We start from the raw sequence: 20,968 nt of genomic DNA, 5'->3' as shown, positions 1-20,968 counted from the left end.
TTTAAAATTGTGGGGTTATGGGGTACTCATTTAACCCCTATAAGGTGGGCATTGCCCACCCTACTTTTTGTGAAACTATAACGGACGGTAGACGCGATAGTTGATTTCCGGGAAGATATTGTCCATTAACTCGACTTTTTCTAGCCAACCACTGTCAATTTTGCCGATTTTAACGTCTTCGTAGAGCTTATTGAACCGCATCAGGTGCGATCGCGTCCGTCTAACTGCATAGGGTACCATTGTTCCCGTCCGCATAATAAATGCCCAGTCAGAAGATTGTGCTAATAACAATTCCCGCGCCGCTTGGTTCAATGCTCTCCACCCCAATTCATCCTCTGGTTCCAGGTGCGAGATTTCAATCATGCGTTCTGCGGCTTTGTGCAAATGGGGGTAAATCCACGCATTCGTTTCATTCAACCAATATTCGTGGAAACCCTTGAAACCCCAACTCGACTGCGAAGGACGACAGACTTGCTGATTTGGCTGCTCTCGCAAATAGTCTGCTAAATGGGTCATTGCATAGGTTCCTTGGTCATACCACGACTTGCGGAATAGGTAATCGATGAACCAAGGGCCTTCATACCACCAATGTCCAAATAACTCTGCGTCGTAAGGCGAAACGATAATTGGCGATCGCCCCATTAAAGCATGGAGATGCTCAGATTGCTGCTCTCGGTTATACATAAAGTTAGCAGCGTGTTCTGCTGCCTTTTCCTTAGCCCAATAAGGATCGTAGAGTGCCTTATCTGACAGTCCTAAGCCGCGTCCAGTAATTTTGTGATACTTAATGCCCGTATTTTTTCGCTGGCCATTGGGCATGATGTAGGGTTTGATGTACTCATATTCTGCTTCCCAGCCCAAATCTTTGTAAAATTCCCGATATTCCGCCGCCCCAGGATAGCCCACCTCAGAAGACCATACCTGTTGGGAAGATTCATGATCTCGACCAAAGACAGCAACACCAGTTTCTGTATAAATTGGGGCATAAGTGCCAAAGCGCGGACGCGGACGGGCGTAAAGGATGCCATGCCCATCAGTGAGGAAGTAGCGTAACCCAGCATCAGCTAGCATCCGGTCTAGACCTTCATAGTAGGCGCATTCAGGCAACCAAATGCCTCTGGGTGCTTGTCCAAAATTCTGCTCGTAATGTTCGCAAGCTACCTGAATTTGCGCCCACACTGCTTCTGGATACATTTTCATCAACGGCAAATAGCCGTGGGTAGCGCCGCAAGTGATGATTTCCAGGTTGTTACTGTCTTGGAACTGCTTAAAAGCTGTCACCAAATCACCTTTGTAGCGTTCCCATAGCTGACGCGCTTCCTTAAACTCAGTAGCGTAATGTTCGGCTAAATAACGAAGATGTCCGTTATTGACATTATGTTCTGCTTCTAGTTGTATAAGTTGTTCTAGTTGAGCTAAGTGTGCGTCATAGCGTTCTTGCAGCAGAGGGTCACGAAGCATCGACACTAGAGGTGGTGTCATACTCATCGTGATTTTAAAGTCGATACCGTCTCGCTTTAAGCCTTCAAATACTTTCAATAGGGGGATGTAGGTTTCTGTGATGGCTTCATAGAGCCATTCTTCCTCCAGCACGTAGTCACTTTCCGGGTGACGAACGAAGGGCAGATGTGCGTGGAGTACAAGCGCGACGTAGCCGATAGCCATAGTGATTTTGGGGTGATACTTGTAAGTTGAAGGTCGAGAGGTTGGGCAGAAATTAACAATATTTTAAGACTTTATGGGGATCGTGAAGATACGAGTGTCAACTTTTCACATGAAAGGAACGCTTAAGCTGCTGCTTCATGTTAACTGTTCATCTCTAACCAAATCAATTTGTAGATTTGACCCTTTTATCTCTATGTTGATCAAGTTCATTTCGTGACGTCTATGATTACCCCTACTATTTTTTGATCAGCGATGCCTACGGCGGGCTACGCCTACGCCAGAATTATCCAAAAAAATGCTGAACTCGAACGCCAAAACCTGGTAACAGTGGTGATGTGATTTCGTCATCAGCCAGCAAGGTTGCAATCAGTTTTAATTGGGCAGCTTCTCTGCGATAAATTTCTAGCTGCTGTAATTGCCAATTTGCAATCCAATATTCTTGCACTCCTGTGGATGAGTATAGTTTAAGCTTGGCTTCTCGGTCTCGACGTTCGTTGGTTGTCCCAGGAGAAAGCACTTCTACAATCAGTTCTGGCGCTCCTCTCAAATGCCCTTCATCATCTAGCAATTGTGCTAAACGCTCATGACTAATCCAAACTACATCGGGTATGACATTATCGGCATCTGTAAAAATTATGCCGGGAGTTGTAATAGGTTCACCTAATTTACTGGAACGAGACCAAATTTCTAATTCTAAATGAATATTACCAGCAGTTCGCTGATGTTTCCAGTGAGGCGCTCTAGTCACAAATAGTTCTCCATCAATAATTTCATAGCGCTTCCATTCGTCAGTTTGGAGTAGTTCTAAGTCTGAGGTTGTCCAACGGACTTTATCGGATATTGTTTGGTTCATAGCACTATTTTTTCATGCCTAGTTTAGAGATAAAATTCTATTTTTCAGAATATTTGCTCAGGATCAATACCTGCGGCTCGCAAGCGTTCTGCCAATATTGCAGCCCGTTGACGTTCTTGTTCGAGTTGTTGATTTGCTTGCTGTAACTGTTGATTTGTTTGCTGTAACTGTTGATTTGCTTGTTGCAACTGTTGGTTTGCTTCTTCTTCTGGCAAGATTACCAGATGCCCATCTGGGGTAAAAAAACGTAATTTACCAGATTCAACTCCTAAATACAAATCTAGCTGCTGACTCCACAACCAACCTGACTCAGTGGGTACAAGTTCTTGGTATTGCCCATCAACTATGTGAAATCCCTGTAATTCTAGGTTATTTGGGTCAAACCAGAAATAATCTGGAGTGCGAAATGTATTCTGGTAAATTTGCTTTTTCAAACCTTTATCAACCGAGGCAGTGGAATCAGATAACATCTCAATAATCACATTGGGATATTTGCCGTCTTCTTGCCACACAACCCAGCTTTTGCGGTCTTTTTTTTCTGTATCTAAAACCACAAAGAAATCAGGGCCTCGAAATTCTTCTGATTTTTTCTGGTTAGGGAGGCAGCGCTGTGCGGGGGTTCCCCCCGTTGAGGCGACTGCCGTACTGAAATAAATAGTCAGGTTGCCGGTAGCATAAAAATCCTGACGATCGCGCCACCACCACTTAATCAAGCGGATAAGTAAATCAATTTGTTCGCGGTGTAAGTCAGATTCCAACGGGGGTTCGTCACTATAGATATCACCTGGTGGGAAAATTATACTCTCAGTGACAGCTTGTAAACTAGGGGTGGTAGCAAGGGGCTGAGACATAGAAGATAGTTTTTCTATTTGTATCCATGCTATCGTGACCTACTTCTTGTGGGGTGGGCCGAAAAGCCCGCCCATAGTCAAAGGCGGACAAGATGTCCACCCCACAAGATTAGATAATTTATTTGTTGGAAATCCCTTATTCTTCATCCCGATATAATTCCTGCAAGTCCTGTAACTGAGTCTTTCGGGAAATCCGGCGATATTTTTTACTTTCTAACTTGGGTTCGTATTGACTCTGCCCTTTGCCTTTGCTTTTGCTTTTTAACTTCATGGTAGATTCAGGATCAGCTTGTTGGTGCAGCTGGGTTTGATGAGCGATCGCAGCGTCCAAAAATTCTAAATAATGTTCATATCGTTCCCAGTCTCCCCGCACCACACACTCAGGCTCGTCTCGATGCAGACAATCACTAAACCGACAGCTAGCAACTGCTAGCCGCTTTCTTGCTTCTGGGAAATAATGGATTAATTCTTCTGGGTTACAATCCATGTCAGGCTGATTAAAACCGGGGGTGTCTGCAAGCAAACCACCGCTAGGTAACTCAAATAATTCTATATGGCGAGTGGTATGACGACCACGAGCCAGTTTGCCAGAAACTTCTCCCACTCGCAGCTTGGCAGAATCAATCAGCGAATTGATCAAGCTGGATTTGCCAACGCCGGAAGGCCCAGCGATTACGGTAATTTTATTGCTCAAATATCTGGCTGCTTGGTCGGTATTTATACCATCTTTGACGCTGATAAATATCGGTTCATAGCCCCAACCAAGTAGGCGATCGCTAACTTGTTGCTGTTCTTGCGGTGAAATTAAATCACTTTTATTCAAGCATAAAAGTACATCCAAGCCAGTAGACTCAGCTTTAATTAGAAACCGACTCAGTTGATAAGGTTCTAAAGGCGGATCGGCAACAGCAAATACTAAGAGGATTTGGTTGACATTAGCGATCGCTGGACGATCTAATTCACTTTGGCGGGGTAAAACTTCAGAGATCGCTCCGCGTCCCCCAGCCCAATCTGGCTCTTCTACCACAACGCGATCGCCTACCATCACCTGTTGCCCGATTTTTTTCAGGCGTGTTCTCCGGGTACAAAGCAGGAGGGGGGGATAAGGAAGATGAGGAGGATTTTGCTCCCCCATCTCCCTTATCTCCCCATCCTCTTGATCCAGCTGTACTCGGTAAAAATTAGCCTGTACAGCAACTACCGTACCCAATAACTGTCCAGTTGCGGCAAAATTTTCCCCTGTCATTGGTCAGCAACTGGACGGCGCACTAACAGAGAAAAATAACTAGTGCAGTCTGTAATTTGTTCCACCTGATAACCTGCCATTGTCAGACTATCAGGAACTTGCTCAATTGGCTCACCTGGGTCTAGCCAAACTTCTAGCAAACCTCCCAATGGCATTTTCTCCAGACGTAGTTTTGTCCGCACGAAATTAATTGGGCAAGGGGTGCCGCGTAAATCCAGTTGAGCATCAGGAGTTAAAACAGAAGAGGGCTTCATCACTTAAATAGATTTCCCAAGAATCCTTCTAGACCACCTTTACCAGTGCGATCTCCCTTAATTTTAGCCAGCTTCTCCAACAGTTCCCTCTCCTCTGGGGTGACTTTGTTAGGAATATCAATTAATACGTTCAGCATATGATCCCCACGACTGACGGGATTACCCAAACGGGGTACGCCGCGATTTTCCAACTTCATCACCGTATTGGGCTGGGTTCCAGCTGGAATAATCAGTTCCACCGGCCCATCTACCGTATCTACCTCTAACCGACAACCTAAAATCGCTTGCAGGTAGCTAACTTTGATTTCCGAGAGAATATTAATACCATCCCGTTGGAATTCCTCGTCCTCATTCACAAACAAGTAAACGTACAAATCCCCAGGAGGGCCACTACGTTGACCAGCATCTCCTTCACTAGAAATCCGTAAGCGAGTGCCATTATCCACTCCAGCCGGAATGGTAATTTTGAGTTTCTTGGTGACTTGATTTGCGCCCTTACCATCACACGCGTCACACTTATCTTCAATTACCATCCCTGTTCCATTACAGGTGGGACAAGTCGAGACTTGAGTGAAACTGCCAAAGGGTGTTCTAGTGACACGGCGTACTTGACCCGATCCGGTACAAGTCGAACAAGTCCGAGGGCGGGTTCCAGGTTTAGCACCAGAACCGCTACAGACTTCACAATTTTCTAGATGGGAAATGCGAATTTCTTTTTCACCGCCAAATACCGCTTCCCGAAAGTCTAACTTCAGGTCTAACCGCAGGTCATCGCCTCTGGCAGGCCCACTGCGCCGTCTTTGCTGCGTGGGACTTCCCATACCGCCAGCAAAGCCACTAAAAATGCTTTCAAAGATATCGGCAAAACCGCCCATATCGCCGACATCTTGGAAGCCCGCGCCAGCAGCACCTGACACACCCTCTGGCCCAAAGCGATCGTAACGAGCGCGAGTTTCTGGTTCCGAGAGTACCTCATAAGCGCGGTTAATTTCTTTAAAGCGATCCTCCGCCCCCGGTTCTTTGTTCACATCTGGGTGATACTTCCGGGCTAAACGGCGATAGGCTTGTTTGATTTCTTCTTTGTCGGTGTCACGAGAGACACCCAGGATTTCATAATAGTCGCGGGCCATATAGCAAAGGTAAAAGTTAGAAGGAAGAAAGCAGAAGGCAGTAGAACGCTACTCACGGTCACTTGCTACCCTACGGGAAGGCGTTATGCCTAAAGCTCTGGAAGAGCAACGCAGTGTCCTTCAGAGGGCGGCTTGCCGGAGGTCAGGCAGAAGATAAAATTAATTTTTGTTAATAACTGATTTTACCCTTTACCTTTTACAAAAATCACCAACCAATCTTGAGCAACAGCTGCTTTCCTCGTGCAAGACGACAAAAGCTATAGAAGTTAGGAGCTGGTTGTAAGCCTCTGCTCAGACTTCTCACTGCCGAGTCGGCTGTCTCTTTTACAATTGTGCTACGTAGCAGAGGAAAACCCCGCCCATCAACCAGAGGGGCTAGCCGCACCATTAGGTGTGGAAAACCACCCATATGCAATGGAAGTGCATTTGAACTGGCACACTGCCTAGCCCAAAGTAATTTGCTTCTACAATCTAGCAAACCGCCGGGGTCTTGTGAAACTTCGCAAAATTTCTAATCAATATATTTATATTAGATGGGGAGTGAAAAGTGGGGAAGGTGGGGCCCCCCTATGGGGATAAGGGAAGGTGGGGCCCCCTCTGGGGATAAGGGATAAGGGGTAATGGGGAGTAAGAATTTTAGATTTTAGATTTTGGATTAAAGAATTGAAATTTAATCCAAAATCTAAAATCCAAAATCCTTGCATTGAATTGCCCAATCCCTAATCTATCGCCTCATAATCAGCCTGTGCAGTACTTTCTTCGTCAAAATCAAAGTTGAATTGTGGTATTAGTGTGCCATTCATTGGTGAGTCCATTTCTGGGGTCAAGAGATTAGCTGAAGCCTCCTCAATCTCATCACTTTGGCTGTTAGCTCGATTGTAGACATCAGCACCAATTGCAAGCAGGGTTTGTTGGAAGTCGTCTAAGCGCTGCTTAAATTCCACTGTGGAAATACTGGAGTCAATCATGGCAGCTTGGAGTTGTGAAACTTTTTCACTGGCCAAGGTTTTCATCTGCTCGCCGATAAAGCTGCCATTCTCCTTGATGGTGGATTCGTAACTAAACAACAGATTATCTGCTTGATTTTTGATATCAACCAATTCTTTACGTTTCCTATCTTCTTCGGCAAACAGTTCGGCCTCTTGGCGCATCCGTTCGACTTCGTTGGTACTCAAGCCACCTGTATTGGTAATTCGGATACTCTGTTCTCTACCTGTACCTTTGTCTTGGGCAGAAACCTTCAGGATGCCGTTGACATCGATTTCAAAGGATACTTCAATTTGCGGTACACCACGGGGAGATGGGGGAATTCCTGCTAGCAGAAACTTGCCGAGACTCTTGTTATCTCGTGACATTGCCCGTTCACCTTGGAGGATGTGAATTTCCACTGAGGTTTGCCCATCAACTGCTGTGGAAAAAACTTGTGACCTACTGGTAGGAATTGTGGTGTTGCGTTCAATGATTTTGGTGAACACTTCACCCAAGGTTTCAATTCCCAAGGACAAAGGGGTGACATCCAATAGTAAGAGATTATCGACTTCGCCACCCAACACACCTGCTTGGATAGCTGCTCCCAATGCTACGGCTTCGTCAGGGTTGATGGAGCGATCGGGGGCTTTGCCATTAAAAAACTTAATTAGCGCGTTTTGAACTGCGGGAATACGGGTAGAACCACCTACCAAAATAATCCGATCTATGGCTGGTGGTTTGAGATCCGCATCTTTGAGCGCTTGAATCATTGGTTCGATGGTCGCTTCAATTAGTTTCCCTGCGAGTTCTTCAAATTTAGAGCGGCTGAGTTCCATCTCTAGATGCTTTGGGCCGGTGTCATCAGCCGTGATAAACGGCAAGTTGATGGAGGTATTCACCATGCTAGAGAGTTCGATTTTTGCCTTTTCTGCTGCTTCCCGCAGGCGTTGCAGTGCCATCTTATCTTGGGAAAGGCTGATTTTTTCCTCTTGCTGGAAGCGTTCCATCATCCAAAGCACGATCGCATTATCAAAGTCGTCTCCACCCAAATGGTTGTTACCACAAGTCGCCTTAACTTCAAAAACGCCATCCCCAAGTTGCAGGATCGATACGTCGAAGGTACCGCCTCCCAAGTCAAATACTAAAATTAGCTGCTCTTGGTCTTGCTTTTCCAATCCGAAAGCTAAAGCCGCAGCTGTTGGTTCGTTGATGATTCGCAGGACTTCTAGTCCAGCAATCGTGCCAGCATCTTTAGTTGCTTGTCTTTGGGCATCTGTGAAATATGCTGGTACGGTGATCACTGCCTGAGTGACTTCCTCACCCAAGAAGTTTTCCGCATCCTGCTTGAGCTTTTGCAGGATCATCGCGGATAGTTCTTGTGGCGTGTAATTCTTTGAGCGAATTTGGACATCAACAGTATCATCTCGTCCTTTGACACAGTTGTAGGGAACACGATCGCGTTCTGTTTCAGTGTCTTCCCAACGCCGCCCGATGAATCGTTTAATACTGTAAATTGTGTTTTCGGCATTGGTTACGGCTTGGCGCTTTGCCAATTGACCAACCAAGCGATCGCCACTCTTCCCAAATCCCACAATACTTGGAGTAGTTCGTCCACCTTCGGAACTGGCGATCACAAGTGGTTGACCGCCTTCCAAAACTGCGACGCAACTGTTAGTAGTGCCTAAGTCGATCCCAATAACTTTTCCCATATTTAGCAGTATTTTTACTGAGTCTTTCTACTGTAATGTATCGCGGGCTAACTTTTTTGCTATGAACCAAGGCTAGGGGATAACCTCTGTGGAACCCCTGTTGCTGGTAGCAACGTCAGAAGTTGAAACACAGAGAGTGTTGTTGTTACCCAAAGCCTTGTCCAAGTTTTAGGTACGCGATGCTCGTCCTTGCTAGAACCCAGGCACTTTGGGTCAGCGAGGCGAGCGACTACAGCTTAACTGAAGGCTTGACTCGACTGATCTTCTGGTGCAGTAGGGCTATCTTCCTTGGGAGCAGCTACTTTGACCATTGCATGGCGCAGCACGCGATCGCCCAAGTAATATCCGCGCACTAACTCTTCTAACACTCTTCCTTCAGGATGTTCATCCGTAGGTTCCCGCATTACTGCTTCGTGCAGGTTAGGATCAAATTCTTCACCTTCAGGACGCATTGGTGATACACCCAAGCGCTTCAGGCTATCTACTAGTTGTTTGTAAACGCCTTGGTAACTTTTGTGCATTGTCATTTCGCCATCAGATTGCGGTTTGAGGTGCGCTCGCGCCCGCTCAAAATTATCGACCACTGGCAGCAATTCCAAAATCGTGTTCCGCTTCATCTGCGCCTCTAGCTCTTCTTTTTCTTTGCTAGTGCGTTTCCGGTAATTCTCAAAATCAGCGGCAATCCGCATATATTGAGTACTACGCTCTTCTAGTTGCGTTTTTAGGGATTCGATTTGTTGAGTCAGTTCTGCCAAAGCTGCGGTTTTCTCGGTTGCAGCGACGCTATTTTCGGAATTGAAAGTAGCCGTATCTCCCGATACATTTGTTTGGGCTGCCACTTGCTCTGTAACCTCGCTACCAGATTCATTGAAATTAATTTGGGCTGGGGAGTCACTCTTCATTGCTTGCTTTACCTCTGTTGGTTCACCCAATTGCTGGCTTGTATTGTTTATCTGTTTATTTTCATTCATCATTGTCCACTCATTCCAGATGCTATTTATGGCAGTGTATCTCCACAGCTTGCAACCGTCGTCATCCACGACTTGCCACTGAGGCTGATTTTTTGCCGACAAGCTCCTGGAAGTCATGTCACCGTCTTCTTATTGTGACAAATGGTGAACACGTTAGCCCAGACGCAACTAAGGTGGGAACCCGAACAGTTACGCCCACTTGTGTTGAAACAATTCACCGGGGTATTTCCGGCTCTGAGTGGGTACTATTTGAAAACAGTTTACATATGCCTCATTTGGAAGAGACAGAACGATTCTTACAAATCTTGGGCGAATTTTTGAATCGTGTCGAAACAGCCCGCTACCGCTAACAGCATTGTTTCGATAAAGGTGAGACTGTACATTAATTCTCAATACACTTGGGTTAAGAATATTTTAGGACTTACGCATTGACAAGAAATACCAAATATGAATCAAGGTTAAAAACCATATCTTTCGTAAGGGCACAGCAATGCTGTGCCCCTACAGCATGATCTATTTACGTAGTTTACCGCCGTAGGCATCGCAGGATAATTAAGAAAAGCCTGAAAACTTCCTCAAGATCGTTAATTCACATCACGATGCATTTGTACAGTGCGTAAGTCCTAGTTTTGAGCATGAAGTTTTAAGTTCTAAAGACAAAGTTCTGAGTTCTGAAGCTCAAGTTCCGAGTTTTTAGCACGAAGTTCCGAGTTCTGAAGCTCAAGTTCCGAGTTCTGAACACGAAGTTTCAAGTTTTTAGCACGAAGTTCCAAGTTTTTAGCACGAAGTTCCGAGTTCTGAAGCTCAAGTTCCGAGTTCTGAACACGAAGTTTCAAGTTTTTAGCACGAAGTTCCAAGTTTTTAGCACGAAGTTCCGAGTTCTGAAGCTCAAGTTCCGAGTTCTGAACACGAAGTTCCGAGTTTTTAGCAGGAAGTTCCGAGTTCAGAACACGAAGTACGATAAATAATCATGCACTACTCATCGCTACAGCCGGGTTAGTGCGAGATTAAGCGGAGGTTTAGTAGTGTTTGAAATCAACAGGCGGCGGAGTAACCCCAGGTGGAACATTACAGAAGACTTGGCTGGGTATATGTTCATGATGCCCACCATTCTGGTTTTGGGAACTTTTGTAGTCTTACCCATTCTCTACGCCATTTTTCTTTCCTTGCAAAAAGTTCAACTCCTTGGCGGTATTGAGTACGAGTTCATCGGTTTTCGGAACTTCACGCGATTAGCTGAAGATGAACGGGTTTGGATTGCTTTGAGAAACACAGCAGAATATGTAGCCATTGTTGTGCCAACTCAAACTGTCCTAGCTTTAATTCTGGCGGTAACTCTGAATTCTGGGATTGGCGGTAAAAACTGGTGGCGCATCCTTTATTTTTTGCCCACAGTCACTTCTTCAGCAGTGCTGACGCTGATCTTCATGTGGATTTATAACACCGATGGGTTACTAAACGATTTTCTCGCTTTTGTGGGGCTACCTACTTATAACTGGTTGGGTGATCCAGCAGTTGCGCTCAAAGGCATTATGATCATGAACATTTGGTCAACCGCGCCGTTTTTCATGGTGATTTATTTGGCGGCGTTGCAAGATATACCCCAAACACTTTATGAGGCGGCACAACTCGATGGCGCAAATGGGTGGCAGCAATTTATCCACATTACTGTTCCCTTGCTGAAGCCTGTAACCTTCTTTGTGGTAGCAGTGGGGGTGATTGGGACTTTTCAACTTTTTGACCAGTCTTACATCTTCTCTGGCGGTACTGGCGGGCCAAACAACGCTACCTTAACTTTGGTGCTGCTAATTTACCAAGCTGTGTTTCGGAATTTACAAATGGGATATGCAGCTGCGATCGCATTTTTGTTAGCAGCAGTGATCATTGCCATCACTTTGATTCAGCAACGACTTTTTGGAGGCGAACGGATTTGACTAACATCTCTGGCTTATCCTGGCTCAAAGTCTTGTTATACGTCTTGCTGACACTGTATGCGATCGTCACCCTAATTCCCTTTCTCTGGGCACTTTCAGCATCATTTAAGCCGCTAACAGAGATTGTCAGCGCTCAACCCAATTTTCTCCCCAAGAATTTTACTCTCGATAACTACAGGCAAATCTTTCTCCAAGAACCGCTATTTTGGCGCTGGTTGTTCAACAGTGTGGTGATTGCCGTCAGCGTTACGCTTTTAAACTTGTTGTTAAATTCAATGGCTGGTTATGCTTTGGCGAGACTGCGTTTTCTGGGCAAACGCTTTTGGTTCTTCCTAATCTTGGCTGTGCTGGCAGTACCGACGCAAATCACCCTAATTCCGACATTTTTGATTTTAAAAGCGATCGGCTGGCTGAATTCTTACCAAGGCATGATTGTTCCTAGCATGGTCAATGCCACTTTCATCTTCATGATGCGGCAGTTTTTTGTTAATTTTCCTAAAGAACTAGAGGAAGCAGCTCAACTCGATGGCTTAAATCCCTTTGGGATATTCCGGCATATTGTCTTACCTTTGGCGAAACCAGCACTAGCAGCGCAGGCGGTTTTTATATTTATGGGGAGTTGGAATAATTTTTTATTGCCTATAGTTATCCTCTTTGACCCAGAAATGTTTACTCTCCCTTTGGGGCTGAACACCTTCAAAGGTCAATACATCAGCTATTGGAACTACATTATGGCGGCTTCTATGGTCTTTACCCTGCCAGCTTTAGGCATTTACGCCTTTTTTAATCGTTACTTTATTCAAAGCGTCACCTTTACCGGAGGAAAGGGTTAATAAGCATTGGGCATTGGGCATTGGGCATTGGGCATTGATTATTCTTCTTATCTCCCTTATCTCCCTCATCCCCCCACTCCCCACTCCCCACTCCCCACTCCCCTCCTAATTTGGGCAACAAATTGCACTCCTAACGTGATATTGGTATTACAGCGACTCAATCTCTATCTATCAGTTAATAAGCATTATGGGTTTTGCAGACCTATCGATCGCAGAGATAGCAGCCGACTACAGCATTCCTGTAGAAAAAGTGTTTTCTCTGTGCAACCAACTGGGAATCGCCTACAAACACCAAAAGACCCGTTTGGCGTTAGAAGATGCAAAGGCAATTATTTCCCAAATATCGTCTGAAACACGCCCAAAAAGTACTAGCGACTTGGAGGGTGATTACGAGGTCATCTGAACGGTGATCTCGGAGCTTTGGCTAATCACTGATAGCTAATGACAAAAAACAATGAGTCATTAGCAATTAGCAGCTTGGAGATTGAGAATCGCTTTCTTAGCTGTGTTGAGCGTCATAAATTTTTAAGGGGAAACATGTTTAGAAGACTAATTGGCGTTGTTGTGGCTACTGTTTTACTCTCGTTTCAGTTGATTGTCGGTAGCGCGACAGCAGTGGAACTGGACGAAGCTACCCGAACAGTGCCATTAAATACTCAAGGTGATACCGTCGTACTCAGCCTTAAACAAGTCAAAGAAGGCAAACGCTTATTTAATTACGCTTGCGCCCAATGTCATGCTGGTGGAGTTACCAAGACAAACCAGAACGTGGGACTCACTCCAGAGGATCTGGCACTGGCAACACCCAACCGTAACAACGTTGAAGGCTTAGTGGATTACCTGAAAAATCCCACTACTTACGACGGGGAAGAAGAGATTTCCGAAATTCACCCCAGTATCAAAAGCGCAGATATTTTCACAGCAGTGCGAAATCTGACGGATGATGATTTGGAGGCGATCGCTGGTCATATTCTCTTACAACCCAAAATCGTTGGCACTAAGTGGGGAGGCGGAAAAATCTATTACTAAATCCTTGAGTTAGTACTGGTCATTGGGAATAGGGCATAGGGAATAGGGCATAGGGAATAGGGCATAGGTAAAAATCCATTCCCGATTCCCGATTCCCGATTCCCCATACCCCATTCCCCATCTTCTAATTATTTGCGCCTACTTACCTACTCAATTTATGGCAATCTACTACAGCAGGTCGTAAATAAACCACCGATTCCAAATCAATGAAACGCTTACGGTGCATTAATTTGGAATTTTGAATGCAATAATTTTGAATTCCGCCTTGCGGTACTAGTATTTTTTACTTGATTGCACACCTTTTTGCAATAAATTGCTCCCCATTATTAAAAAAAAAATGTATCTATGACAGATTGTCATATTTGGTGTTGATTTTATTTAAAATGAGAAAGGAAAATAAAATTGTTTGTTAGGAGAGAGCCATGAAATTGATTTCGGCAAGCTGGCGACGCCTTAGTTTAGCTGTGTTGACAATCCTTTTAGTTGTTAGCAGCTTTACTGTTTTTACTCCCAGCGCTTCGGCTGAAACCTACAAGGTGAAATTGGGTAGTGATAAAGGACTGCTAGCATTTGAACCGAAAAAGTTGACAATTAAACCAGGTGACACAATTGAATGGGTGAACAATAAAGTTCCTCCCCACAATGTTGTCTTTGATGCTGCTAAAAACCCCACTAAGAGCGCTGATTTAGCAAAATCTCTGTCTCATAAGAAGTTGCTTATGAGTCCTGGTCAAAAGGAAACAACCACCTTCGCCGCAGACGCACCTGCTGGTGACTACACCTTCTACTGTGAACCTCATCGTGGTGCTGGCATGATTGGTACAATCACTGTCGAAGGCTAGAAACACCGTTGTTTGGCACAAGATGATTTCTCAGTGAAATTAAGCTCATATCAACACGCCACACTCCTAGAGTGACAAACACAATGGATAAATGGCGGTAATGAGTCCTATCCTCGCCTAACACGCTAAGTAACCTGTAGCGATGGAGGGGTGAACTCGTTACCGCCAATTTGGATCAAATTTGACTTAATCAGGGATTAATCGCGTTTATACTCTTGCTGGAGGCTTGTTGCGAGGAAATTTTCTTGAGAATACTTTTATTAATCGTACTGTTAGCGATCGCCCTATTCAAATTGACATTCATTAGTCCAGCACTAGCTGCCGAAACATCCAACGGTGCTAAAATTTTCGAGGCTAACTGCGCTTCTTGCCATATAGGTGGCGGTAACATCCTGGTTATCCAGAAAACTTTGAAAAAGGAAGCATTGTCAAAGTACCTCGAAAATTATGATCGCGAATCAATTGAGGCAATTATCCACCAAGTGCAAAATGGTAAAAATGCTATGCCTGCCTTTAAAAGCAAGTTAAGTTCTGAGGAGATTCTGGAGGTAGCTGCTTACGTTTTTCAGAATGCAGAACAAGGCTGGTAAAGTAGCTATACCGTCTACACAACATTGGAGAATTTCTGTGTTGGAAAAACCTAAGTGTATTTACTAGGTATAACTTTCTAGCAAACATAGAAGTTTGCTATACGTATGACGAACTAGCGATCGCCAGTTCGTCATCTGTAAAAATGATATTTTAAAAATGAATGATAAATTCACAATTTTTATCATTCATCGCTTTTAGTTTGTTTCTTAATCCCAAATCACCAGTGGGTGATTAGTTTTCGGAATTAGACTTTTGTCTGTTTTCCTTCACTTGGCGCAACTGTTCTACTAATTTTTGCCCCGATTCAGCAGAGGGCGTAGGCTGACTATTATTGACTTTCGGCAGCAATAAGACTTCGGAAGTAGTAGCTGTCGATGAAGGCGTGAACTGCTTATTTCTGATTTGCAGATCAGGTAATGGTTTAAAACTAGTTGCTGGTGAGGGCGTAAGCTGATTGCTATTGATTCTTGGTGTAGATAATAACGAGGGCTTTTGCTCTTGAGTAGTCCCAGTGGTGTTGCTAATGTTGTTTTGGAAACGTAGGTTAAATGGATAGGAACTAATCTGTTTATCTCCCTTGGGGGATTGCTTATTGAAGTATTCCCTTGCTTTAACAAGTAATTCAGGAGAAACTAACTTGTTTTGAAACTTAATATCTAAGACCTTACCATCACGATCTACCACTAATACACCCAAAACAGCACCTTCAAGATTCGGCTTATCCGTGGGTAATGTTTGGCGGATGACTGGTTTTTGTTCAGCGTTAGGGTATTGTTGCTGGACTTCCTTTCTCAGGTTTGCGTAGGAGTCTAGCTGTGCGTAGACGCTCTGCGGCTTGTCGTTAGACATCGCCAGTTCAGTTCCTTTTCCAGATAAACCGGGTGTCTTCAGCGTGCTTCCCCTAGTTAGGCTTAAGCTATCCCCAGAACTTGGAGCTTGTTTTAGAGAATTTATCAGCCGGTTTTGAGAAATTATAGGCGCATCATTACCCGGTTGCGTCATCTGTAGAGTCCTATTTCCCTGTGCTGTTGCAATCGGGGTAGTGTTAGATAAGTTTGATTGGGTATTTTGCAGAATATCATCAGGTATTTTCTGCGACTGCAATTGTGGCAACCTATTCTGCGCCTGCAATTGTGACAACCTATTCTCCGACTGCAATTGTGGCAACCTATTCTCCGACTGCAATTGTGGCAACCTATTTAGAGCCAGTGGCTTAGGTGGCTCGTATTTGCTAACACTTTCATTCACACGAGGAACTGATGGAGAGAATTTGGGGCTGCTATTGAATTTAGAACTGTCAAATTTCGAGGTGTCAAATCGCAAATTTTCACTAGGAATCATCCGCAAAGACTGCCTTGTAGGCAAGGAAGAAACCCGATAGCTATTCGATGATGGGGGTAGCGGAGGCAGTACTAGCTGACTGGATGGCGCTGGTGCCAATGGGGGCAACCCAGTTTGGGCGCTAAAGTTCGGAGGAGAAAGTGGCGCTACTGGAGGAAATTGTTGTAAACCAACTTGGGGTGTGCTTTGAGGCAAACGGTTTTGGTCGGCTTGGCTCAATTCCAAAAGTCCGACTGTTTTGGATGATGCTGTTTGTTTGGGTTTGCTAGAATCCATAGGCATCAATGGCACAATCATCGCGATCGCACCGTGGATGCCAAGAGAGGCTATCGCTGCTATCCCAATTGGCTGGCTTAAGATTTCTGGTATATTTTTCAGCAGGGAGACGTAAGACATAACTGTTATCGTTCACTCGGCTCAGTTGCAGTTGACTAGCGATTTTCTCTTTATTGCAAGATATTGCAATAGATGCATCCCTCTAAGGAAATAATAATTTCCTCTGCTGGCAATCAAAACGCCAAAATTGCCATTTATTCAAGTTTTTAATTTTTCAATGACGCTGTATCATATCTTCAAATTTCAGCTTGCTAAAAATTACTACTTTTGATTTTTTATTGTTATGACGTACACCATTAAAATTAATATCTGGGATATTTATAAACTTTAAGTGAACGCACAAGTTTGACTACATCAAAATATCTGCTGAAGTTGCCTTGTTTTTTCTAGTCTTTTTCAGTCAACTAGGCTTCTGTGGCAGATGGCGCACTTCCTTGTCCAAAACTAGGCCATATGTGAAAATACTACCACATCAGCGGCCTCTAAAACTGTTGCAAATTGTACCGTTTGATTGACGTTCTAGCCTTAAACCCCACCAAAGCTATTTGGGTTTTTATAAAAGGAGTCAGTCAGACAATCGCAATTCTAGCTTTTGAATCATGACTATTTCTTTGTGAAAAAAGTTCAAACCCTCAATCATTGCATCCCAAATTTAAAATGCCGTTACCGACAGTTATTTTGCCTGGATATTTAGAAAGCGCGATCGCTTACCGTCAACTAGAACAATCCCTACAAGAGTTAGATTTTCCCACCGTTACAGTACCACTGCGACGGCGTGACTGGCTACCCACTCTGGGAGGAACACCAGTAACACTGATTTTGCAACAACTCGATCGCACGATCAAGCATACATTGCAGCAACATAATGCTACTCAAGTTAACTTGATTGCTCACTCAGCCGGAGGCTGGATATCCCGCATCTACATGGGAGAAAAGCCCTATTTAGCACGCGGCGGTGTCAAACCATTTCTCTGGGAAGGGCATCCCTTGGTTGCTACTCTCATCACCTTGGGTACACCCCATATTAGTCAAGAACGCTGGACACGCTCCAATCTAGATTTTGTCACGAATAACTACCCAGGAGCTTTTTACAAAAACGTTCGTTACGTTTGTGTAGCTGGCAAAACTATCTTTGGGGAAAGGCGGCGTGGTAGTTGGTTAGCTTACAGTAGTTATCAATTAACCTGTGGTAAGGGTAACACCTGGGGAGATGGAATCACACCCATCGAAGCTGCTCACCTAGAAGGGGCAGAAAATCTGGTGATTGAAGGTGTGAGGCATTCTCCCAGAAGTCCTGGAATTTGGTATGGTTCACCAGAACCCTTAAAAGCTTGGGTGCAATATTTGATTTGACTGATATCTTGCACTAGTACAACACGGCGTAAATAAACCACTGATTCCAAATCAACGAAACTCTTACACTGTATACCTGTTTGAATGCGTGAATGCGTGACTTCCGGCTTGCGGTACTAGTCTCATCGAAAATGGTACAAAATATCAGATTAAAAAAACTTTATTTTTCTTTGAAAAATGCAACATTTATTAATTATTAGCTAAAATTGGAATAGGAATAAATACTTAATTAAGAACAGGAGGGGTGAGCCATGCAAAGCACCCAGTTCGATCAGATTTTGCGGCGAGTAGCGACGATATTATCAGTCGTGATTTTGACTCTGTGTTTAATTTATGTATCTACTGGAGTAATGCTGTCTTTTTACTATGAACCGACAGCAGGCGGAGCTTATAACTCATTGAAAATGATTAATACACAACTGCCATACGGGTGGTTGTTTCGGAGAGCGCATGATATTGCTGGCAATGGGGTAATTGCGATCGCTCTAATTCAAATTGTGGTGATGTTTTTAGGTCGGCAATTTCGCAAGAGTTGGCTGGCTGCTTGGATTAGTGGGATTTTGTTGACCCTAAGTGCGATCGGGCTGGATTGGACAGCGATGATCCTAGATTGGACTCAGGAAGGATACTGGCGTTTTAACATTGAACTAGGAACCATCGAAGCTATTCCTTTTATTGGTGGACAACTGCGCGACATCCTGACTGGGGGTGGAGCGATAAACACAGTTACTGTCGAACACCTTTACACAATACATAGTTATCTGATTTCGGTGGCGACGCTAATTCTTGCCATAGTAAATTTATCGGCTTTAGTGTGGCAGGAATGGCAAATGTATCAGGATGAGTTAGGAGTTAGGAGTTAGGAGTCATTCAATGCAAGGATTTTAGATTTTTCCTTCAATCTAAAATCCAAAATTCAAAATCTAAAATTGGGCCAGGGATAGGTCTTCAACCTCCGGCAACTTTTCTAGAGAGAGGGGAGTGGATTGGGTAGCACCAGATAAGCGTTTTAAAAGGCTAGGTCTGGGGTCATGCAACAGGTAAATGATGCGATCGCCAATTTCCCAATCTTGGTTAGCTGGCATTACCTGTAAACGTTCTTCTCGTTCTACCAATAGTGGTATCAACACCCCAGTCCGAATTTTTTCTTGGATGTGATCATATTGAGTGGAAAATTCCGACTCATTCAGCGTGGTTGTTCCCAACTTGACTCGCCCATCATTGAGATATTCATTCCAAGTTTTAATCGCTAAGTCTGGGATAAAAGCTTGATTAACTTTATTATTAGCCGAGGTATTCGCTTGCGGATCACGGGGGAAAACAGCTAAGACACGCGGCGGCTTAAATTCCTCAGCTGCTCGTTGAGCCAAAACAAAATTCACTTCGCCATTACTTGTCATAGCCAAAAAAGTACCCATAGAGGCAAGTCCTGCCTCTTCCAAAACAGCAGCATCCAGCGCACTGCTGGCAATCACCCGCAGATTTTGCGCCTCAGCTTGTACAAGACATTCCGGGTCAGTATCAATCATGACCACGTTTTCTCCGCGTTCTTGAAAGAACCGGGCAATCAAAAGACTCAAGGGATTACAACCCACAATCACTGCCCCAGTTACGTCTTTGGAGGTGATTTGCAGCCATTTAGCAATCCAGCCAGCTGTTAGCCCTTGGCAGACAACAGTCATGATAATTGTCAGGAATACTAGAGCTTTGATGGAATCACCGCCGTTAATGCCGCGTTGTGTCAGCGAAATCGCAAAAAAAGAAGCTACGGAAGCGGCAACAATTCCTCTAGGAGCAACCCAGCTTAAAAACAGTTTCTGTCGCCAGTTTAGGTCACTATTCCACGTACACAACAGGATATTAATCGGGCGAACGACAAACATTAATACCAAAACAGTGAATAAACTACCCCAACCCAAAGCAAACACACTGGCAATGGATAGGTCAGCAGCTAATAAGATGAATAGCACCGAAACGCTGAGAATTGTCAGTTGACCTTTAAAGCTCCGTAACAGACGTTCTTCTGGGACTGAGGAGTTAGCAAAGACTGCTCCTGCAACTACTGTTGTCATTACTCCCGATTCACTGCGGATGATTTGCGATAAGGTAAACAGACCCCAAAGTATCGCCAACACCACTAAGTTTTTTAGCTCGAATGACAGAAAATTGGCGCGTTTGAAAATCAAGCTCATCAGATAACCGCCAGCACCACCAACTGCCGCGCCAACACCCAGCCGCATAAGTAAACCGACGATCGCATTGATCGGGCCAGCATCGCCGTTTAAAATCGTATCGAGGACAACGAAGGCGAGGATCGCCCCTACAGGGTCAATTAAAACCCCTTCTCCTTCCAAAAGTGTTGCCACTTGCCGATCTACATTGATTTGTTTGAGCAAAGGGCCAACAACGGTAGGGCCTGTCACCACGATTATGGAAGCATAGAGAAAAGCTATGTTCCAGGGAAATTCACCCAGCCAGTGGGCTGCCATACTCCCACCAAGCAATGTGATCAGCGTTCCTAGAGTAACAAGCAATTGCAGACTGACTGAAACTCTGCCTAACTCTCGCAGATCCAAGTTAAGTCCGCCTTCAAACAAAATTATTGCCGTTGCGAGGGCGACAATAACTTCCAGCCCACTGCCTAGCAAATGGGGATGCAACAGCCCTAGACCATCAGAACCAAAGAGGATGCCCAACAGCAATAACAAGACGATGCTGGGTAAACGAAGGTATGCAGCCAGCACTTGGGCGCTAATGCCTGCAAAGACAGCGATCGCCATCTGTAGGGTGATTTCAAAAGATGCTTCCATGTTGTAGATTTTGAGCGATTTATTTCAAAATCTTTTGTAAAAAACCGTAGATATTAACTCTACAGGGTACAAGATCATACCTTTTGTCCCTTGCTGAATTCAGCGTTTTTTCTCTCTGAGCGTCTCTGGAAGTTCCCAAATTCGGACGCTGACGCACCCTGCGGCTTCTCCCAGAAGCGTCTACGGAATTCTTTTTGTGTCTCCATGTCTTTGTATCCTCTTCAAGCTTTTTCCTCCACCCAGTTTAGCTG

Annotated in this window: 21 protein-coding genes; 9 read left to right on the top strand and 12 right to left on the bottom strand. The window is 44.5% G+C overall.

Going from position 1 to position 20,968, the window contains the following annotated elements; translation table 11 throughout:
- Positions 1-75: 75 nt before the first annotated feature.
- The 9 genes from HWQ23_RS01560 to grpE all read right to left on the bottom strand — a co-directional run bounded on the left by HWQ23_RS01560 (position 76) and on the right by grpE (position 9,651).
- Positions 76-1,665: a glycoside hydrolase family 57 protein gene (locus tag HWQ23_RS01560; RefSeq protein ID WP_292823001.1), complete on the bottom strand. Its 1,590-nt coding sequence runs from the start codon at positions 1,663-1,665 to the stop codon at positions 76-78.
- Between the two features lie 283 nt (positions 1,666-1,948).
- Positions 1,949-2,518: a Uma2 family endonuclease gene (locus HWQ23_RS01555; RefSeq protein WP_292823000.1), complete on the bottom strand. Its 570-nt coding sequence runs from the start codon at positions 2,516-2,518 to the stop codon at positions 1,949-1,951.
- Positions 2,519-2,562: 44 nt separating this feature from the next.
- Positions 2,563-3,369 carry a Uma2 family endonuclease gene (locus HWQ23_RS01550; RefSeq protein ID WP_292822999.1) on the bottom strand — a complete coding sequence of 269 codons (807 nt, stop codon included), beginning with the start codon at positions 3,367-3,369 and terminating at the stop codon, positions 2,563-2,565.
- A 136-nt stretch (positions 3,370-3,505) separates the two neighbouring features.
- Complete coding sequence (gene rsgA, locus HWQ23_RS01545; protein ID WP_292822998.1) at positions 3,506-4,615, bottom strand: small ribosomal subunit biogenesis GTPase RsgA; 1,110 nt, start codon at positions 4,613-4,615, stop codon at positions 3,506-3,508.
- Positions 4,612-4,869: a sulfurtransferase TusA family protein gene (locus HWQ23_RS01540; protein WP_292822997.1), complete on the bottom strand. Its 258-nt coding sequence runs from the start codon at positions 4,867-4,869 to the stop codon at positions 4,612-4,614. The genes rsgA and HWQ23_RS01540 overlap by 4 nt, the downstream gene beginning before the upstream one ends.
- Complete coding sequence (gene dnaJ / locus HWQ23_RS01535) at positions 4,869-5,999, bottom strand: molecular chaperone DnaJ (protein WP_292822996.1); 1,131 nt, start codon at positions 5,997-5,999, stop codon at positions 4,869-4,871. The genes HWQ23_RS01540 and dnaJ overlap by 1 nt, the downstream gene beginning before the upstream one ends.
- A 205-nt stretch (positions 6,000-6,204) precedes the next feature.
- A complete protein-coding gene (locus HWQ23_RS01530; protein ID WP_292822995.1) occupies positions 6,205-6,408 on the bottom strand; it encodes a hypothetical protein in 204 nt (67 codons plus the stop codon).
- Between the two features lie 310 nt (positions 6,409-6,718).
- A complete protein-coding gene (gene dnaK / locus HWQ23_RS01525; protein ID WP_292822994.1) occupies positions 6,719-8,677 on the bottom strand; it encodes a molecular chaperone DnaK in 1,959 nt (652 codons plus the stop codon).
- A gap of 236 nt (positions 8,678-8,913) precedes the next feature.
- Complete coding sequence (gene grpE / locus HWQ23_RS01520) at positions 8,914-9,651, bottom strand: nucleotide exchange factor GrpE (RefSeq protein WP_292823040.1); 738 nt, start codon at positions 9,649-9,651, stop codon at positions 8,914-8,916.
- Between the two features lie 131 nt (positions 9,652-9,782).
- Between grpE and HWQ23_RS01515 the strand changes: the two genes are divergently transcribed.
- Positions 9,783-9,998 carry an alpha/beta fold hydrolase gene (locus HWQ23_RS01515; RefSeq protein WP_292822993.1) on the top strand — a complete coding sequence of 72 codons (216 nt, stop codon included), beginning with the start codon at positions 9,783-9,785 and terminating at the stop codon, positions 9,996-9,998.
- Between the two features lie 300 nt (positions 9,999-10,298).
- On the opposite strand, the gene HWQ23_RS01510 is transcribed toward HWQ23_RS01515, so the two are convergent.
- A complete protein-coding gene (locus HWQ23_RS01510; protein ID WP_292822992.1) occupies positions 10,299-10,484 on the bottom strand; it encodes a hypothetical protein in 186 nt (61 codons plus the stop codon).
- A 189-nt stretch (positions 10,485-10,673) separates the two neighbouring features.
- Here HWQ23_RS01510 and HWQ23_RS01505 point away from each other — a divergent pair, with 189 nt between their 5' ends.
- The 6 genes from HWQ23_RS01505 (at position 10,674) to petJ (ending at position 14,876) form a co-directional block, all read left to right on the top strand.
- Positions 10,674-11,582 carry a carbohydrate ABC transporter permease gene (locus tag HWQ23_RS01505; RefSeq protein WP_292822991.1) on the top strand — a complete coding sequence of 303 codons (909 nt, stop codon included), beginning with the start codon at positions 10,674-10,676 and terminating at the stop codon, positions 11,580-11,582.
- Complete coding sequence (locus tag HWQ23_RS01500; protein ID WP_292822990.1) at positions 11,579-12,415, top strand: carbohydrate ABC transporter permease; 837 nt, start codon at positions 11,579-11,581, stop codon at positions 12,413-12,415. Before HWQ23_RS01505 ends, HWQ23_RS01500 begins: the two co-directional genes overlap by 4 nt.
- A 187-nt stretch (positions 12,416-12,602) precedes the next feature.
- Positions 12,603-12,818, top strand: a complete 216-nt coding sequence (locus HWQ23_RS01495; RefSeq protein WP_292822989.1) for a hypothetical protein — start codon at positions 12,603-12,605, stop codon at positions 12,816-12,818.
- 134 nt (positions 12,819-12,952) lie between these two features.
- Entirely contained in the window at positions 12,953-13,444 is a 492-nt protein-coding gene (gene psbV, locus HWQ23_RS01490) for a photosystem II cytochrome c-550 (protein ID WP_292823039.1), read from the top strand.
- Between the two features lie 422 nt (positions 13,445-13,866).
- The gene (gene petE / locus HWQ23_RS01485; protein ID WP_292822988.1) at positions 13,867-14,286 is read left to right on the top strand and encodes a plastocyanin; all 420 of its coding nucleotides are present in this window, start codon (positions 13,867-13,869) and stop codon (positions 14,284-14,286) included.
- A gap of 245 nt (positions 14,287-14,531) precedes the next feature.
- Positions 14,532-14,876: a cytochrome c6 PetJ gene (gene petJ / locus HWQ23_RS01480; RefSeq protein WP_292822987.1), complete on the top strand. Its 345-nt coding sequence runs from the start codon at positions 14,532-14,534 to the stop codon at positions 14,874-14,876.
- 232 nt (positions 14,877-15,108) lie between these two features.
- Here the strand turns inward: petJ and HWQ23_RS01475 are convergent, their stop codons facing one another.
- Positions 15,109-16,614, bottom strand: a complete 1,506-nt coding sequence (locus tag HWQ23_RS01475) for a hypothetical protein (protein WP_292822986.1) — start codon at positions 16,612-16,614, stop codon at positions 15,109-15,111.
- A gap of 597 nt (positions 16,615-17,211) precedes the next feature.
- Between HWQ23_RS01475 and HWQ23_RS01470 the strand changes: the two genes are divergently transcribed.
- Together HWQ23_RS01470 and HWQ23_RS01465 are read left to right on the top strand one after the other, a co-directional pair.
- A complete protein-coding gene (locus HWQ23_RS01470) occupies positions 17,212-17,907 on the top strand; it encodes an esterase/lipase family protein (protein WP_292822985.1) in 696 nt (231 codons plus the stop codon).
- A 251-nt stretch (positions 17,908-18,158) separates the two neighbouring features.
- Entirely contained in the window at positions 18,159-18,770 is a 612-nt protein-coding gene (locus tag HWQ23_RS01465) for a cytochrome b N-terminal domain-containing protein (RefSeq protein ID WP_292822984.1), read from the top strand.
- Positions 18,771-18,830: 60 nt separating this feature from the next.
- On the opposite strand, the gene HWQ23_RS01460 is transcribed toward HWQ23_RS01465, so the two are convergent.
- Positions 18,831-20,717 carry a cation:proton antiporter gene (locus HWQ23_RS01460; protein WP_292822983.1) on the bottom strand — a complete coding sequence of 629 codons (1,887 nt, stop codon included), beginning with the start codon at positions 20,715-20,717 and terminating at the stop codon, positions 18,831-18,833.
- Between the last annotated feature and the right edge of the window lie 251 nt (positions 20,718-20,968).

Origin of the sequence: Nostoc sp. JL33 (assembly GCF_017114985.1) — a bacterium.
In the GTDB taxonomy this organism is placed as follows: Bacteria; Cyanobacteriota; Cyanobacteriia; order Cyanobacteriales; family Nostocaceae; genus Nostoc.
Note: the sequence above shows the minus strand (reverse complement) of the source record. Positions and strands in the feature narration are given on the sequence as shown.